This is a genomic window from Streptomyces lichenis, assembly GCF_023218175.1.
Taxonomy (GTDB): domain Bacteria; phylum Actinomycetota; class Actinomycetes; order Streptomycetales; family Streptomycetaceae; genus Streptomyces; species Streptomyces lichenis.
The window spans coordinates 61,671-77,916 of sequence record NZ_JALPTH010000010.1; the positions used below are offsets into that span (position 1 = coordinate 61,671).

Annotated in this window: 11 protein-coding genes; all 11 read right to left on the bottom strand. The window is 77.2% G+C overall.

Annotated elements, in window-relative coordinates; genetic code table 11:
- Position 1: 1 nt before the first annotated feature.
- The 11 genes from M1O15_RS31370 to M1O15_RS12590 all read right to left on the bottom strand — a co-directional run bounded on the left by M1O15_RS31370 (position 2) and on the right by M1O15_RS12590 (position 16,236).
- Positions 2–3,109 (bottom strand): AfsR/SARP family transcriptional regulator, encoded by a 3,108-nt coding sequence (locus M1O15_RS31370; protein WP_282576671.1) that lies wholly within the window; start codon positions 3,107–3,109, stop codon positions 2–4.
- Positions 3,110–3,723: 614 nt separating this feature from the next.
- A complete protein-coding gene (locus M1O15_RS12545) occupies positions 3,724–4,251 on the bottom strand; it encodes a DUF4913 domain-containing protein (protein ID WP_372499462.1) in 528 nt (175 codons plus the stop codon).
- Between the two features lie 52 nt (positions 4,252–4,303).
- Entirely contained in the window at positions 4,304–6,115 is a 1,812-nt protein-coding gene (locus M1O15_RS12550; protein ID WP_248633808.1) for a type IV secretory system conjugative DNA transfer family protein, read from the bottom strand.
- A gap of 10 nt (positions 6,116–6,125) precedes the next feature.
- A complete protein-coding gene (locus M1O15_RS12555; protein ID WP_248633909.1) occupies positions 6,126–7,517 on the bottom strand; it encodes a putative type IV secretion/conjugal transfer ATPase in 1,392 nt (463 codons plus the stop codon).
- 101 nt (positions 7,518–7,618) lie between these two features.
- Positions 7,619–9,118, bottom strand: a complete 1,500-nt coding sequence (locus M1O15_RS12560) for an SCO6880 family protein (RefSeq protein WP_248633809.1) — start codon at positions 9,116–9,118, stop codon at positions 7,619–7,621.
- Between the two features lie 88 nt (positions 9,119–9,206).
- On the bottom strand, positions 9,207–10,355 hold the full coding sequence (locus tag M1O15_RS12565; RefSeq protein WP_248633810.1) for a hypothetical protein: 1,149 nt from the start codon (positions 10,353–10,355) through the stop codon (positions 9,207–9,209).
- 1 nt (position 10,356) lies between these two features.
- Positions 10,357–11,145: a DUF8175 domain-containg protein gene (locus tag M1O15_RS12570; RefSeq protein WP_248633811.1), complete on the bottom strand. Its 789-nt coding sequence runs from the start codon at positions 11,143–11,145 to the stop codon at positions 10,357–10,359.
- Positions 11,142–11,435: a hypothetical protein gene (locus M1O15_RS12575; RefSeq protein WP_248633812.1), complete on the bottom strand. Its 294-nt coding sequence runs from the start codon at positions 11,433–11,435 to the stop codon at positions 11,142–11,144. The genes M1O15_RS12570 and M1O15_RS12575 overlap by 4 nt, the downstream gene beginning before the upstream one ends.
- Before the next feature lie 110 nt (positions 11,436–11,545).
- The gene (locus tag M1O15_RS12580) at positions 11,546–11,821 is read right to left on the bottom strand and encodes a hypothetical protein (protein WP_248633813.1); all 276 of its coding nucleotides are present in this window, start codon (positions 11,819–11,821) and stop codon (positions 11,546–11,548) included.
- A gap of 4 nt (positions 11,822–11,825) precedes the next feature.
- Entirely contained in the window at positions 11,826–13,094 is a 1,269-nt protein-coding gene (locus M1O15_RS12585; protein WP_248633814.1) for a DUF6668 family protein, read from the bottom strand.
- Positions 13,095–13,293: 199 nt separating this feature from the next.
- Positions 13,294–16,236, bottom strand: a complete 2,943-nt coding sequence (locus M1O15_RS12590) for an AfsR/SARP family transcriptional regulator (RefSeq protein WP_248633815.1) — start codon at positions 16,234–16,236, stop codon at positions 13,294–13,296.
- Positions 16,237–16,246: the final 10 nt, after the last annotated feature.

Genomic DNA, 16,246 nt, shown 5'->3' on the forward strand with positions numbered 1-16,246 from the left:
CTCAGCCGAACGCCGCCAGGACCGAGGGGCGCCCGGACAACCGCTCGGTCAACGGCGCGTCCCGGCGGCCGTCCCCACCGCGGTCGGCGTCCTCGGCGCGGTGTCCCGTCCACGCCTCCGCCAGCTCCTCGACCGCCCGCCGGGTCAGCGGCTCCAGCACCCGCTCCCGCACCGCCGCCACCTGGTCCAGGAGTGCCGCCGGCGGCTGCTCGCCCTCCGGCCCGCCCGTCGCCGCCAGGCCGAGTCCGGCGACCGCCCGGCGGGCGGGGGGCGCGTCCGCGCGCGCCCACACCCGGGCGAAGCCCTCCCGGGCCTCCTGCCGGCGGCCCCGGCGCGCCGCCAGCAGGGCGCGCAGATTGCCCACCGCGGTGGTGAGGTCGGCGGAGGCCAGCCCTCGCGCCAGGGCGTCCGCCTCGGCCAGCCGGGACGCGGCGGCGTCCAGGTGGTCCGCGCCCAGGTCGAGGCAGGCGAGCCGCAGCAGCACCGACGCCAGCCGCCCCCGGGCGCCGCCGGCCCGGAAGGACGCGGCGGCCTCGCCCCACCGCTCCCGCGCGCGCCCGGGCGCTCCGCCGCTCTCGTCCGCGTCGGCGCACAGCACCAGGCAGGCGGCCCGGGAGAAGGCGTCCTGGCCCCGTTCCGCCGCCGCCACCCCGGCCAGTCCGTGCTCCCGGGCCCCGGCCACGTCCCCCCGGTTCAGGCAGTACATGGACCAGGCCGCCTGGAGGTTCGCCCGGTCCCAGTGGTGCCGGGTCACCGCTATGCCCGCGTCCGCCCGGGCGAACAGCTCCTCCACCTGCTCGTCGGCGTTGAGCAGCGCGTACACGGCGTCGTAGCAGGGCCCCAGCACGGCGAGGTCCGGGTGGGCGGCCCGCTGCCAGTAGCCGCGGTTGCGTGCCCCGTAGCCGCGCGCGTCGGCGTACCGCCCGGCGACATGGCTGAGCCAGGACAGCCAGGCGACGGCATGGTAGAAGCCCCACTCCTCGTCGGGGGAGGCAGGCCCGGCCCGGCCCGTGTGGTCGGCGTCGTAGGCGTCCAGGCTCCGTGCCAGCCGTTCGACGCCCTCCACCTCGCGGCCGCTGATGTACCAGAAGTAGCCGAGCCGGGCCTCCAGCAGCAGCGAGTCCGCCGTCCTGCCCCGCTCGGCGAGCAGGGTGGAGGCCGCCCGCAGGTTGGCGGCCTCCCGGGCGGTGCGCGCCGCCCAGGCCGTCTGGTCCGCGGAGCGCAGACCGCCGACGGCCCCCTCGGCGAAGGCCAGCGCCCAGCCGGTGAAGCGCCGCTCGGCGTCCGGCCCGTGGCCTTCCTCGTACAGCCGGTCCCGGGCGTGGGCGCGGACGGTCTCCAGCATCCGCAGCCGCATCCCGTCGCCGTCGGGGACGGGATGGAGCAGCGACTTGTCCACCAGCCGGGTCAGGACATGGACCAGCTCGGTCCCGTCGGCGCCGGGCAGCAGCCCCGCCTCCTCGGCGTCGGCGAGGGAGAGGCCGCCGGGGTACAGGGCGAAGCGGGTCAGTGCCTGCCGCTCGGCCGGATCGAGCAGCGCGTAGCCCCAGTCCAGTACGGCCCGCAGGGTCTGGTGCCGGGCGGGCGCGGTCCGGTCCCCCCGGGTGAGCAGGGCGAACCTGTCGTCCAGCCGGTCGGCTATCTGCCGGGGGGTGAGCATCCGGACGTGCGGTACGGCCAGCTCCACCGCCAGCGGCAGGCCGTCCAGTCGCCGTACCAGCTCCCGCACGTCGTCGCGGGTGGCCCGGTCGGCGCCGAAGGCGGGGGCGATCATGGCCGCCCGGACACCGAACAGCTCGGCGGCCTCCTCCTCCCGCATCGGAGCGAGGGGGTGCAGTACCTCGCCGGCGATCTGGAGGGGTTCGCGGCTGGTGGCGACCACCCGCAGTCCCGGGCACCGCCCCAGCAGTGCTCCGGCCAGCGGGGCGATCGCGTCGAGGACGTGCTCGCAGTTGTCGAGGGCGAGCAGCACCCGGCGGCCGGTGAGGAAGGCGGTCAACCGGCCGAGGTGGCCACCGGCCTCGCCGGGGCGGACGCTCGCGTCGGCCAGCCCGAGCGCGGCGGCCACGGCGGCCGGCACCCCCTGGGCGTCGGTGGTGGCGAGATCCACCCACCAGACGGCGTCCCGGTGCGGCTCCGGCAGTCCGCAGGCCTCGGTCGCCAGCCGGGTTTTGCCGACCCCGCCGGGCCCGACGACGGTGACCAGCCGGCCGGCGGCCAGCCGGGCGCGCAGCGCGGCCAGTTCCTCCCGCCGGCCGACGAACGGGCCGAGCGGACGCGGCAGATTGCCCTCCGGCTCGGCCGCGGGGTGGGGCGCGGCAGGCGCGGGCGCGGTGTCCGGCTCCGCCGGGGCGGTCGTCAGTCCGGGGTCGTGGCGGAGGATCGCGGTGTGCAGGGCCCTGATCCGGGGCGAGGGATCGGCGCCCAGCTCCCCGGCGAGCAGCCGGCGGCCCTCGTCGTACACCTCCAACGCCTCCGCCGGGCGCCCGGAGCGGTACAGCGCCAGCATCAGCAGCCGGCGGGCGTCCTCGTGCAGCGGTGCCTCGCGCACCACCCCGAGCAGCTCGGCCAGCACCTCCCGGGGCCGGTCCAGGGCGAGTTCCGCCTCGGCGGCCTCGACGACGGCCGACAGCCGCAGCGTCTCCAGTCTGACCCGTGCCACCTCGAAGGGCCGCCCCGCCAGACCGTCCAGGGCCGGGCCCCGCCACAGCGCCAGCCCCTCGCGCAGAGTCCGTGCGGCCGGGGCATGCCGCCCGGCGGCCGCCTCCTCGCGCCCGCGCCGCAGCGCCTCCTCGAACGCGGTGGCGTCCAGGGTGTCGTCATCGGTGAGCAGCAGGCGGTAGCCCCCGTCGCCGCCGTGCAGACGGTCCGGTTCGCCGGCGGCGGCGAAGGCCGCGCGCACCTTGGCCACCTGCACTTGGAGGGCGTTGACCGGGTTCCTGGCCTGCCGCTCCCACCACAGCTCGTCGATCAGGGCGTCCCGTTGGACGACCGCTCCCCCGGCGAGCAGCAGCCGGGCGACGAGGGCCCGCGCCACCTCGCCGGGCAGGCGTACGGGGGCCCCGGCACCGGACTGTACGTCCAGGCGGCCCAGCAGTGCGAAACGCATGCTCCATTGTCCCCCGCCGCCTGCCCACTTGATCACTCAGACCCGCGTCCTTCGCGCGCGGGCGGCCTCCGCGGCCCTGGCCACCTCCGGCGGGAGCGCCGCCGTGCGCCCGCTACGGGTGCCCGCCGACGATCCCGGTACCCGGGCCAGGGCCGCCCTGGCCACCCTCGGGCGGGGCGGCGGGGGGAGGGACGGCTTGGGGGGCTGTACGGAGTGCCGCGCAGGGGCCGGGCCGAAGTCCGGCTCCGCGTGGAGGTCCGGTTCCGCGGTCGTGAGCGTGTTGGTCGGGCGGGCGGGTGGCCGCGTTCTCCCGGGCACCTCCGGGGCCGTCCCGGGAACGGGGGCGGGGGCGGGAACGGGGGCGGCCTCGCCGAGTGTCGTGCCCCGGTCGCCGGCCGGCGCCCGCCGCATCCTGCGGCCCTGGCGGAGCAGGAAGTCCCGTACCCGGGCGACCCCGTCGGCCTTCCTCACCCCGGTGCCCTCGCCGGCGGCGGCCGGTCGCGGTGGATGCTGCGGTTGTTCACTCATCTGCGGTCGGCTCCTTCTGCCAGGTGGTTCCGGGCGGTGGTACGCGCGGAGCCGCGCCCCGGTTCACCGGCCACCGCCCGCCCGGGTCAGGCGCCGGGGGTGTCCACCTCGGGGACGGCCTTCGCCCGGTGGCTGCCGGGCTTGCAGCCCGCGAAGGGGCCGGCCGGGTCGCGCAGGGAGAGCAGCACCGGGCCCGCGAAGTCGCGGTGCCAGACCGCCGGGCCGAGCAGGTCGGCGCCGGGCCCGGTGTGGTGCTGCCAGGCCATCCACAGGCCGTACAGCTGGGCGACCGCCTCGGGGTGCTCCCACCACCGCGGGCACCAGGGCCGCGCGGAGACGGTCTCCCGGCCGTACACCGGCAGCAGCAGGTAGTGCACCCATAGCGTCAGGGCGCGCAGCGCCTGGGCGTGGCGTTCGCCGTCCAGGTAGAGGATGAACAGCGGTTCGTCCGGGTCGTGTCCGCCGTCCGCTTCCGAGGGCTCCTCCTCCGGCGGATGGGCGGGCGCCTTCGCCTGGTGGGCCGGGGGCGGCGGCAGGGGGCCGGACGGCTCCGCGCCGGGTACCGCCTCCGCGTACGGCTCGGCGTCCCCGTCCGGTGGGGCGTGTGTGCTCATCGGCTGCTCCTCATCGGGTCGGTGCGGCTCGCGCCGTGGCGCGCGTACGCGGTCATCGGGCCTCCTCCATGGGCGTCTCCTCCATGGACGTCTCCTCCGGGTCGCCGTCCGGGTGGGCGGCGGCCCACTTCCCGGCGGCCCGGTCGGTGATCGCCTTCACCTCGGCCCGCGCCGCCGCCGAGATGCGTGCCGCGTCCGGCTCCTTGAACCAGGGGCGCAGCCGGATCAGGGCCGGGCGGACGCCGGTGGCCAGCAGCAGCGCGGTGCCCTTGGGCAGGGCGCGGATGCGGTCGGCGGGCATGACGCTCTCCTGCCGGTAGGAGTACGAGCGGGAGGAGCCGTCCCTGCCCCGGGAGACGCTGGCCGTCCGCACGTCGTGCTGGCCGACGAGGCGGGAGACCTTGTCGACGAAGTCGGCGTCGTCGAGTCCGGCGCCGAGGAGCTTGATGGTGGCCGCGCTCCACAGGGCGTCCATGCCCGCCTCGCCCCAGACCCGGGCGCCCTGCCGGTAGCTCTGGAGCAGGGTGACGACGTTGACGCCGCGTGAGCCGAGGTGGCTGTAGAGGTCGGGCAGGTCGGAGATGCGGCAGACGTTGGCCGCCTCGTCCAGTACGGCGGTCATCGGCGGGTCCAGCCGCCCGCCCATGCGTTCGGCGGCGACCACGCCCGCGCGCATGACCGAGTCGGCGAGTCCGGCGATGACCCCGGCGGCCGAGCCGCCGCCGTCCTTGGACAGCAGGTACAGGGTGTCCTTGCCGAGGACGTGGTGGTGGGGGTCGAAGCGCGGCAGCCGCGGGTCGGGCGTCACCCAGGCGGCGATGTCGGGGTCCAGCAGGCAGGAGACGCACTGGCGGGCGGTCTCGTAGATGCCGTCGCGGGTTTCCACCGCGCCGTTGACGGTGCCCTGCAACTGCTCGGCCATGGCGGTCAGTCCGATGTCGCGCAGCAGGTCCACCGGGGTGCGGTCGGCGGGGTCGGCGAGCCAGCCGAGCAGGTCGAGGACGGAGCACCGGCCGCGCGCGGCGGCCAGGAAGAGGGCGGTGAGGGTGTTCTGGGCGGCGGAGATCCAGAAGTCCTTCTTGGCGGTGTCATCGTTGACGGAGGCGACGAAGTGCCCGGCCAGCCGGCGGGCGCCCTCGATGGTGCCGCAGTCGGCCAGGAGGTCCCACCACATCTCGCGCGGGGCGTGGGCGATGCCCTGGGGGTCGAAGGTCCACACGGTGCCGGCGGCGGCGCGCTCGGCGCGGGTGACGGCGTAGACGTCGGACTTGTTGGAGGTGAGCAGGACGCAGCCGCGGGCCCGCAGCACCCGGGGGATGGCGATCCCGGTGGACTTGCCCGCCCGGGGTGCCATCAGGTCCAGTTCCACGTCCTCGAAGGAGGAGCGCAGTTCGGGTCCGGCCGGTTCGAGGTCGCCGAGGAGGTTGCCCCGGTCGTCCGGCGCGAGGGGCGCCCGGCCGGTCAGCGAGGGGCGCAGTGAGCGGGCCTTGGCCTCCGCCTCGGCGGGCAGCAGCGAGGCCAGGTCCCTGGCCGAGGCCAGCCCGCCCTTGGGCTTCCCGGCGGCGGCCTTCAGCAGCCGGCGGGCGACGGCCGCCGCGAGGGCGGCGGGGACCAGCAGGACGAGGGTGATACCCGCGGCCGGGCCGGCCGCGGGGGCGCCGGGCCAGACGGCGGTGGGGCCGTCGGCGGTGAGGGTGAGGAAGGTGTGCAGGGCGAACGGCGGGGGCCGCCAGCCGGCTCCGGTGGCGGCGGCGCCGAGGGTGCCGCCGAGCCAGACGGCGGAGAACAGGGCGAAGGCCGCCGCCGCGACGGCCGGTACCGCCCAGGGGGCGAGGTCTCCGCCGCCGCGTGGTGCTGCGCTCATGGCCGCCTCCTCAGGTCCCGGTCGCCGGAGTGCTCGGTGTCCAGCGGGTGTTGGTGTTGTGCAGGTCGCGCTCGGCGTCGGTGATGGCCACCCGGATCGGGATGCCGGGGCGGCCGCCGACCTTGATGAGGAAGCGGCCCCGGCCGGGCGGTTCGTCGTGGACGCCGCCGGTGGCCCAGCCCGGTGGCGAGGACCAGGAGGAGACCAGGGAGATCTCCCGCTCGGAGAGTCCGACGATCTTGCCCAGCTCCTCCATCTCGGTACGGGGCAGACCGGCGCAGACCACCATCCCGGCGCGTTCCACGAAGCCGCGGGCCTTGGCCCGGTCGGCGTCGCTGCCCAGGGCCTCGGCGTCCTTGAGGGTGTGGGTGATCTTGGCGTCGCCCAGGCCGAGGGAGCGGTTGAGCCGGGTGAGGGCGTCGATCCGGTCCACGATGCCGGTGGCCGAGCGCAGCGGGCGCCACAGCTCGTCCAGGACGGTGAAGAACCAGCGGCGCGGCGCCAGTCCGGCGTCGGCGAGGGCGTGCGAGGCGGCCACCGTGCCGAGGCCGTCGGACCAGGCGGCGAGCATGGCGGCGGCGGTCAGCTGGGTGTCGGCCTCGCCGATACGGGAGATGTCCACGCAGACCGCCGGGGCGCCCGGGTCGATACGGGTGGAGGTCGCCGAGGCGAAGGTGGAGCCGAGCGGTCCGTCGAGCAGCCCCATCAGGGAGCGGTGCAGCGGGTCCACGGCGTCCCGGTAACGGGCGGTGTCGCCGCGGTCGAGGGTGACCGCGCGCAGCCGGTCCGGGCCCTCACCGATCAGTGCCAGCAGGTCGGGCAGGACCGCGACCCGGCCGGGGGTGCGCTCCCGCAGCAGGTGCAGGGCGGTGGACAGGACGGACTGCTCGTGGTCGTCCATGGGGCGTCCGCGCACGATGGTGACGAGCGCGGCGACCATGTTGAGGACCCGGCCGTGCGCCTCGGCGAGCAGGGAGCGGCCCGCCTCGCCGCCGATCCGCAGCGCGGCCTCCCCCATGGCGCCCGGGTCCAGGACGTTGATGCCGCCCACGCCCCGGCCGACGGCGATGACCTGGCCGCCCAGGGCGCGCACCGTGTCGGCGTAGTCCGGTTTCAGGTCGCCGAGGACCAGCGGGACGGTGCCGGTGGCGGCCAGCCCGATGAGCATCCGGTTGACCAGGGTGGACTTGCCCAGTCCCGGCATACCGAGCATGAACAGCGAGGGGTTGGAGATGTAGCGGGCGCGGGTGAACCAGGACAGCGGGTCGCCGCAGACGGTGGCGCCGGTGAACAGGTGCTGGCCCAGCGGCACTCCGGTCAGCGGTGAGCCGGAGCCGGCCGCGAACGGCCAGAGTCCGCAGGCCTGGACGGTGGTGGCCCGCCACATGGTGGGGGCGTCCAGGTTGCCGACCCGGCCGCCGCCCGGTCCGGCCCAGCCGCGCGCGGTCGGCCCGTTCTCACGTGCCGGGCGGGGTGCGGGGGCGGGCTTCGCGCGGCGCGGGCTCACAGCGCCTCCTGGAGCTGGCGCGGCAGCAGCACGTGCTCCCAGGGCAGGATGCCCAGCGGCAGGGTGCAGGTGAAGGCGGCGGCCTGCATCCGGTCGGCGGGGCGCATCGACACCCGGGCCGACGCCTGGAGGTTGCGCAGGGTGGTGGTGGCGTCGGCCAGCTGGTCGGCGGAGTCCACGGTGGCGGTGAGCATCAGGGAGAACTCCACGAGCCCGGCTCCGGCGGCCTCCTCGGCCGCGGTCTGCTCGGCGGCCCGCATCTCGGAGGCGGCCCGGGCCTGGACCATGCCCTTGCCGGAGGTCGCGGTGAACTGGGCGGCCCGCCGGTCGGCCTCGACGATACGGGCGGAGGTGGCCGGGTCGATGGGCCGGTAGAGCAGGGCGACCCGCTTGCGGCGGGTCCCGGGGGCCGGTTCCAGCATCCCGCGCAGCACGTTGGAGCGTACGGTGCCGCGCGGCGCCAGGGTCAGCAGCCAGGTACGGGAGACGCCGGAGTCGTGGTGGTAGGCACCGGCGGTCTCCACGGCGGCGGCGGGCCCGGCGTCCTCCCACTCCAGCCCGGTGCCGCCGGCGCCGGCGCGGGCGGTGAGCACGTCGGGGGCGACGGCCGGGTCGTAGGCGACGCGGGTGAGTTCGGCGATCTGCTCGGCCGACAGCGGGGCCGCCGAACCGCCGCCCGCTCCGACCAGTCCGGCGAGCAGGCCGGGGACGCGCAGGGCCAGATCGGTGACGATCTCCTCGGTGCCGCGCCTGCGGCCGTCGGGGAAGCCGTAGGTGAGCGCGATATAGGTGTGCATCTCGGAGGAGGCGGCCGGGTAGCGCTGCACGACCTCCTCCATCACGGCGCGGGCCACCGGCGGGGCGTCCTCCCTGATCTGCGGCAGCACCTCCAGGGCCAGCCGGGTCCCGGGGTCCGGCGCGGTCTCCACCACCACGCCGGCGCCCCTGAGCTGCGGTTCGTGCGACAGCCGGGCGAGCCAGTCGCCCCAGGAGGCGACCCAGACGTCGATCTGGTCGGGATCGACCAGGGAGCCGCCGTCCGGCTCGCAGCCCAGGACGATGGTGTAGAGGTTGCGGTCGGGGTGGTGCAGCACACCGAAGGGCCGGCCGTAGGCGTCGCGGCCCTCCGCCATCCGCACCCGGCTCAGCAGCCCCGGCGGGCGGAACCGGCCACCGGGCCGGCGGGAGAGCGGCCCGGAGGCGTACAGGTGCTCCCCCCTGGCCTTGCGGCGGCGCCAGCCGATCCGCAGGGCGGCCAACTGGTAGAGGTTGCGGCCGTCCTGGGTCCGGACGATCAGCGGCAGCAGGAGCACGGCGACCGGCACCAGCAGGCCGATCGCCGCCACCAGGGAGGCGAGCGAGACGAGCAGGGCCAGGACGAGCGCGGCGAAGACGGCGACCGTCCCCACCAGTCCCAGCGGTCCGAGACCGGCTCGGCGCGGGCGCCGCCAGTTTCCGTAGGTGGGGTGTGTCGCCCCGGCGTCGGAGGCCGGCATGGCGGTTCCTTTCTCGATGAGAGCGGGAGGAGGCGGTGGGTCGGAGGCGGGTGCGGGTGGGGCCGGTTCGGGGGGCGGTCGGCGGGGTCTACCGGTTGTGCCCGGCCTCGCCGTCGGCGCCCCGCACGGCGCCCGAGGCGTTCCGCGCGGCGCCCTGGGCGACCCCGGCGACCGCGCCGAGCACGCCGCCGGCCGCCTTGAGGGCGGCGGCCGAGCCACCGCCGGCGGCTCCGGCAGGCCCGGCCGCGGCGGCGGCCCCCTGCCCGCCGCCCACGCCGCTGGTACCGGCGGCACCGCCCGCACCGGCCGCGCCCATCGGCCCCGGGGCGGCCTGGGCGCCCTGCCCTGGGAGCGCCGCGGACGCCACCGCCTTGGCACCGGAGGCCGTCGCGCCGGCGGCGCCGGACATGCCGCCCATGGCGCCGCCGGTGCCGAGCGCGGCCGTGGCCGGTACGACCAGTTTGAGCAGGGCGGGCAGGGCGATGGCGGACAGCAGCATCACGCCGATGCCGGCGATGCGTTCGCTCACGCCGCTGTTCCCCTGCGGGGAGATCATCGCCGAGCCGGCGAACAGCACCAGCGCGGCGGCGGGCTTGTACAGCAGCCAGGCGATCATCCAGCCGAGGTGCTTGCGCCACCAGCCGCCGCCCCAGTCGGTCATCGAGGCGGCGGCGGCCAGCGGCAGGGTGCCCAGCAGCAGGATCATCACCCCCAGCCGCACGAACAGCAGGATCGTGTGCACGATGCCGGCGATGAGCAGCAGGAAGGCGAGGACGAGCAGCAGGAACGCCTCGATGGCGTTGCCGGTGTCGCAGCCGATGGAGGCCACCTGCTCCTGGGCGCCGGCGGCGAACAGGTGGTCGGCGAACCGGTCGGACAGGCTCGCCAGGGTGCCGGCCACGGCCGTCGCGGCTCCGGCCACCAGCACGACCCGGATGAGCCCGCGCAGTGCGGTCTGCCCGGCCTCCGCGCGCCGTTCCAGCGCCATCCGGGCGGCGGCCACCAGGAGCGAGGCGACCGCCGTGTAGACCACGATCCACTGGGTCTGGTCGCCGACGTCCCGGGCCGCCCCGTCCACGGACAGGGTGGGGATACCGGTGGTCAGGGCACCGAAGACGTTGATGGCCGCCGACAGCACGGCGTTGGCGATGCCCGAGAGGATGGTGCCGATGGGGTCGCCGAGGAAGGAGAAGAAGCCGACGGGATTGAGCAGGCCCCCGGCGGGCGCGCACGCCATGTCAGTCCCTCCACATCACAAAGCCCCGGCTGCCCTCCGCCGGGCGGGGGGAGGCGCTGAGCGTCCCGTCGGACCGCGGTACCGCCTTCCAATCGCCCTCGCTCCAGACGAGGGACACCGAGGTGGTGAACAGCGCGCCCTGCCCGCCGCGTACCAGCAGGTCCACCTCGGCGGCGGCGGGCGAGTAGGAGGGGACGGTGAAGCCGGCGAGCGCCGCGGGGCCGCGGAGCACCGCGCGTTCCGGCAGCCGGGCGCGCTTGGCGACCAGGAAGTCCCGGGCCCGGCCCGGCACGACCTGCCGCTCGGCGACCGTCCGCCAGCCCGTGTCGCTCAGCTTCAGCGGGATGACGTGCGCGGCCATCGCGGCACCGGCCGGGGTGCGGGCGAAGCACCACCACAGGGGCCCGCCGGCCAGCAGGGGCCCGGCGGAGGCGGAGGTGGGCACCCGGGCACCGGCCACCTCCCGCCAGGTGGTGTCGGCGGGCGCGGCCGGGGGTACGGCGGTGGCCCGGTCGTCGGTGCGGCAGCCGGCGGCCCGCCCGGCGGCCGGTGCCCGCACAGGAGCGGCCGCCGTCTTCACCAGCGGCGTCGACGCGTCCAGGTCGGCGCGGTCCAGTGCGGCGGCGGGGCCGCCGGGTCCGCGTACCGCGAGGGTGAGCAGACCGGTGCCGGCGACCAGTGCCGTGAACCCCGCCGACAGGCGCCAGCCGCGTTGCCGCCAGTACGGGACGGCGGGGCCGCCGGATGCCCGGCGGGCGGCTCCCCTCGGCCGGATCAGGGCGGGGATCACGCGGCGGCCGGGGTGAACACGAAGTTGACCAGCGGTCCGGCCGAGGCGACCAGCACGCAGCCGCCGAGGATCAGGCCGAGCCGGCCCATGTGCTCCGAGCCCTCGCCCCGCTTGAACGAGATGGCCATCATCGCCCCGGTGACCAGGACTCCGGCCACGCCGGCGGCGGTGCCCGCCCAGGCGGCCAGGTTGAGGACCGTGCCGACGAGGTTCGACAGCTCGCCGGGAGCCTGCGGGGTCACGGTCGGGGGCTGCACGACGGTGGCGAGGAGGGAGAGCTTGCTTGCCATGGCGGTGTCCTAGGGGTGGGAGAGGGGAGGGTGGGGTGAAGGCCGCCCCGGCTCCGGGGCGGAGTCCTGCTCGCCGCGTACCGGCCGGTGCCGCGGCGTACTCCGGTGGTTCAGAGGCCGAGCGGGCCGAGAAAGGCCACGACCGGGCCGGCCGAACCGATGACGACGCAGGCCAGCAGCACGAAGAAGAGCGAACGGAGGTGGTCGGAGTCGGCGCCGGGCACGCCCCGGCGCAGTTGCAGGGCCATCAGAGTGCCGGTGGTGATGAGGCCGGCGACGCCTGCCGCGGTGCCGCACCAGGCGATCAGGTCGAGCAGGGAGGCCGCTTCCGGGCCGGGGTCGAAGACGGCGGCCAGGGCGAGGGGCCCGGTGGCGCGAGTGGACACCGGCTCAGCCCTTCGCACCGTGCGGGAGGGGCAGGCCCACGGCCTGACCGAGCGCCAGCACCTGCCGGGGCAGGTGGGCGGTCCGGGCCCCCAGCCGCCAGGAGGGGATCCAGGGCACCCGGTGGACGGTCGCGGCCGAGCGCAGCACCTGCACCCGCCGGGCGAGCGCCAGGGGCAGCCGGCCGGGGGCGTCCGCCACCAGGACCACCCCGAGCAGTTCGAGGCCGTCCGGGTGCTCGCCGGTGCGCAGCGCGTCCAGCACCGCGGAGGCCGCCTGGATGCCGGCGGCGTGCGTCCGCGCGACGACCAGCATCCGGCCCGCCTCGCCCCGGTCCGGACGGGGCCAGCGCATCCCGGTGTCCGCGCCCCCGAGCGCGGCGGCCAGGCTGGTCGCGCCCGCTCCGCCATGAGCGGCCACCCAGCTCACGGTGATCCCCGGCGGCGCCGGCGCCGCGCCGGTGAGGGCGCGGTCCGGGGTCGGTGCTTGGGGTGGGGCGGGCGCCAGGTGCGTGGCACCGTCGGCCGGGGCGGGCGCCAGGTGCGTGGCACTGTCGGCCGGGGCGGTGCCCGGTGCGGGGGTGCCGACGGGAGCGGGCGCCGTGTCCGCGGGACCGGCGACCGGGGCGGCGCCCGGTGCCGGGGCGCCGACCGGAACGGACGCCGCATCCGCGGCACCGCCGAGCGGGGCGGTGCCCGGTGCGGAGGTGCTGGTGGGGACGGGAGCCTCGACCGGGGCGGGGCCCGGCGCCGGGGTGCCGACGGGTACGGGAACCCCGACCGGGGCGGTGCCCGGTGCGGAGGTGCCCACCGGAACGGACGTCAGATCCGTAGCACCGCTGACCGGGACAGCACCCGGCGCCGGGGTGCCGACGGGTACGGGAACCCCGGCCGGGGCGGTGCCCGGTGCGGAGGTGCCGACGGGAGCGGGCGCCGTATCCGCGGGACCGGCGACCGGGGCGGTGCCCGGTGCGGGGGTGCTGGTGGGGACGGGAGCCTCGACCGGGGCGGGGCCCGGCGCCGGGGTGCCGACGGGTACGGGAACCCCGACCGGGACGGCGCCCGGCGCGGAGGTGCCCACCGGAACGGACGCCAGATCCGTAGCACCGCCCACCGGTGCGGTGCCCCGCGCGGGGGTGCCGGCGGGGACGGGGGCCCCCGTGGGGGTGGCGGTGGGGACTTGCTGCCGGGGCGGCGGGCCCTGCTGGTCCTCGGCCGCTGGGGTGCCCGGGGAGGGGTCCGGGGGCGCTTCGGGCGGCGCCGAGGGCATGGGCATGCTCGGCCTCCCTTCGGAGAGGTTGCGGAGTCGGGGGTGGGAGAGGCGGGGCCTGCCCGGTCGGTGTCCGTCCGGGCGGCCGGTCCCGGCTTCCCACTCGTCGTTACGGGGGTGGCACCGGTCCGGTTCACGGGCGCCGCCCTCCCCTCGTACCGCCGGGCGACCCTCCTCCCACCCGGCGGCGTTCCGCGGCGAACGGTCAGCCGGTCCGGGCCTCCGCCACGGCGGCCGGGACGGGCCCGAGGGCGGCGATCCGCTCGCGGACGCGGGTGGCGGCCCCGGGATCGAGTTCGTCGAAGAGGCCGACCGCCCTGCGCCACGCCTCGCGGGCGCCCGCCTCGTCGCCCATGGCCGCGCGGGTCTCGCCCAGGTGGGTCAGCGTCTCGGCCTCGTTGAACCCGTCGCCGAGGGCCCGGTCGAGGGCGAGGGCGCGGTGGTAGCAGCGCACCGCCTCGGAGAGGTCGCCCAGCCCGTGGTGGATATAGCCGAGGCTGTCCCAGGTGGCCGCCTCGGCGACCCGGTCCCCGGCGTCCTGGAGCAGCTCCAGCGCTTGCCGGCAGTACCGCAGGGCCTCACGCGGGCCGCCGGTGTTGGCGTAGGTCCAGCCCAGGTTGTTCAGCGCGCTGGCCTGCCCCAGCACATCCCCGGCCGCCTCGAACAGCTCCACCGCCCGGTGGACGTGCGGCAGCGCCTTGGCGTGCTCGCCCCGCCGGGTCAGCACCAGGGCGAGGTTGCCGTGGCTGCGGGCCTGGCCGGTGAGGTCGCCGAGTTCCTCGAACGCCCCCAGGGCCCGCTGGAGGTGGCCGGTCGCCTCGTCCAGCCGGCCGGCCTGGGTGCAGGCCCGGGCCAGGTCGCGGTGGGCGTGCGCCTGCCCGGTGCGGTCCGCGCTGCGCAGGGCCGCCGCCAGGGCGGTGCGCTGGACGGCCATCTGGTCGTCCCAGCGCCCGGCCCGCTGGAGGTGGTCCATCAGCGACCAGGCCAGCTGCCAGGTCTGCCGTTCGCAGCCCGGGGTGGCCCCGGCCCGCTCCACCAGGCCCAGCAGCGCCTCGCACTCGCGCGCCAGCCAGGCCGCGGCCCGCCGCGGGTCCCCGACGTCCCCGACCGGGGCGCCGGCCGCCTCCGGATGCAGGCTCAGGGCCGGGAGGTTCACGGCCACCGTGCGCGCCGCGGTGTAGGCCGTGCCCAGGTAGTGGGCCAGCAACCGCCGGAAGGCGGCGGTCCGTTCGGGCTCGCCCTCGTGCGCGGCCAGCTGCTCCGCCGCGTACTCCCGCAGCAGGTCGTGCGCGGTGTGCCGGCCCGGCTCCGGCTCGTCCAGCAGGTGGGCGCCGGCCAGTTCGGCCAGCAGCGGCCGTACGGCCGCCACCGGCAGAGCGGCCAGGGCCGCCAGCGCGGCCGGGTCGCATCCCGGAGCGGGGGTGAGCGAGAACAGCCGGAACATCCTCGCGGTACCGGGCGGCAGTGCCTCGTAGGACCAGGAGATCACCGAGCGCATGTCGAGGCTGGTGTCGGTGTCGCTCAACGCGTCCAGCATGGTGGGCAGTTCGCGCAGCTCGGTGGCGATCGGCGCCAGTGAGGCCAGCCTGCGGGCCGCCGCGCGGGCGGCGATCAGCGCCAGTGCCAACGGCAGTCCGGCACCGCGCGCGACGACGGCGGCGGTCGCCTCGGGGTCGGCGTCCACCCGGGCCGCGCCCAACCGGCGTACCAGCAGGGCGCGGGCCTCGGTGCCGGTCAGGGCCTCCAGGCGCAGCGGCCGGGCGCCGTCGCGCACGATCAGCCCGGAGAGCTGGTTCCGGCTGGTCACCAGCACCAGACTGCCCGGGGCGGACGGCAGCAGGGGGCGGACCTGCCGGGCGTCGCGCGCGTTGTCGAGCAGGAGCAGCACCCGGCGGTCGGCGAGCAGGCTGCGGTAGAGGGCCGCCTGCGCGTCCAGGTCACCGGGGACGCGGTCGGCGGCCACCCCGAAGGCGTCGAGCACCGCACGCAGGGCCCGGCGCGGGGAGAGCGGGCTCTCCTGGCCGTCGAACCCGTGCAGGTCGAGGTGGATCCGCCCGTCCGGATAGTGGGCGGCGAGCCGGTGGGCGGCGTGCACGGCGAAGGTCGTCTTGCCCACCCCGGCCGATCCGGCGACGACGCAGAGCACCGTCCCGGCCCGGGCCGCCCGCCCCTCTTCGGCGAACGCGGTCAGCTCCGCCAGCTCCCGGTGGCGGCCTGAGAACACCGGAAGGTCGAAGGGCAGTTGCGCCGGTACGGGGAGGGCCGGGGCGGTGGCGGATGCGGCAGCCGCCGGGGACGGGCGCCCCTCCGCCGGTCCCGGTCGGCTCCCGGGGGTGGTCGCGGCCGCCCCCGCCGCCCGGTCCTCGGGGCCGCCCGCGTCCAGCAGGCCGTCGTCCGCGTGCAGGATGCGCTGGTGCATCCGCCGCAGCTCGGGGCCGGGGTCCACGCCCAGCTCCCGGGAGAGCAGGGCCCGGGTGCGGGCGTACACCTCCAGCGCGGACGCCTGCCGGCCGGACCGGTAGAGCGCCAGCATCAGCAGCTCGGGAAAGCGCTCGTCCAGCGGATGACCGGCGGCCAGGGCGGCCAGCTCGGCCGCCGCGCCCTCGTCCCGTCCGAGCTCCAGCCGCAGCCGCAGCCGGGCCTCCACGGCGTCCAGCCGCGCCTGCTCCAGGCGGGTGCGCTGCGCCCGCGCCCAGTCGCCCGGGAGGTCGCCGAGCGCGGTGCCCCGCCACAGCGCCAGCGCCTCCTCCAGCTCCGCGACCGCGCGCTGCGGCTCCGCCCGGCGCAGCCGGTGCGCTGTGGCCACCGCGGTCTCGAACGCGGTCGCGTCCAGGGCCCCGGGCGGCAGTGGCAGCCGGTAGCCGCTGCCCGCCGACTCGATCAGCGGCGCCGTCCCCGGGGCGGCGGCGCGCGCCCTGGCCCGGCGCAGCCGGTGCGCGTAGATGCGCAGCTGGTTGACGGCCGACCGCGGCGGGTCCTCGCCCCACACGGCCTCCACCAGTTCCTCGGCCGGTACGGGATGGGGCGCGCGCAGCAGCAGGACGGCCACCACCACCCGCTGCTGCGGGCTGCCGAGGCCCACCTCCGTACCGCCGTGCCACGCCCTGACCGGACCCAGCACGCTGAACCTGTCCTCGCCGCCGTTCATCCCGCTCCTC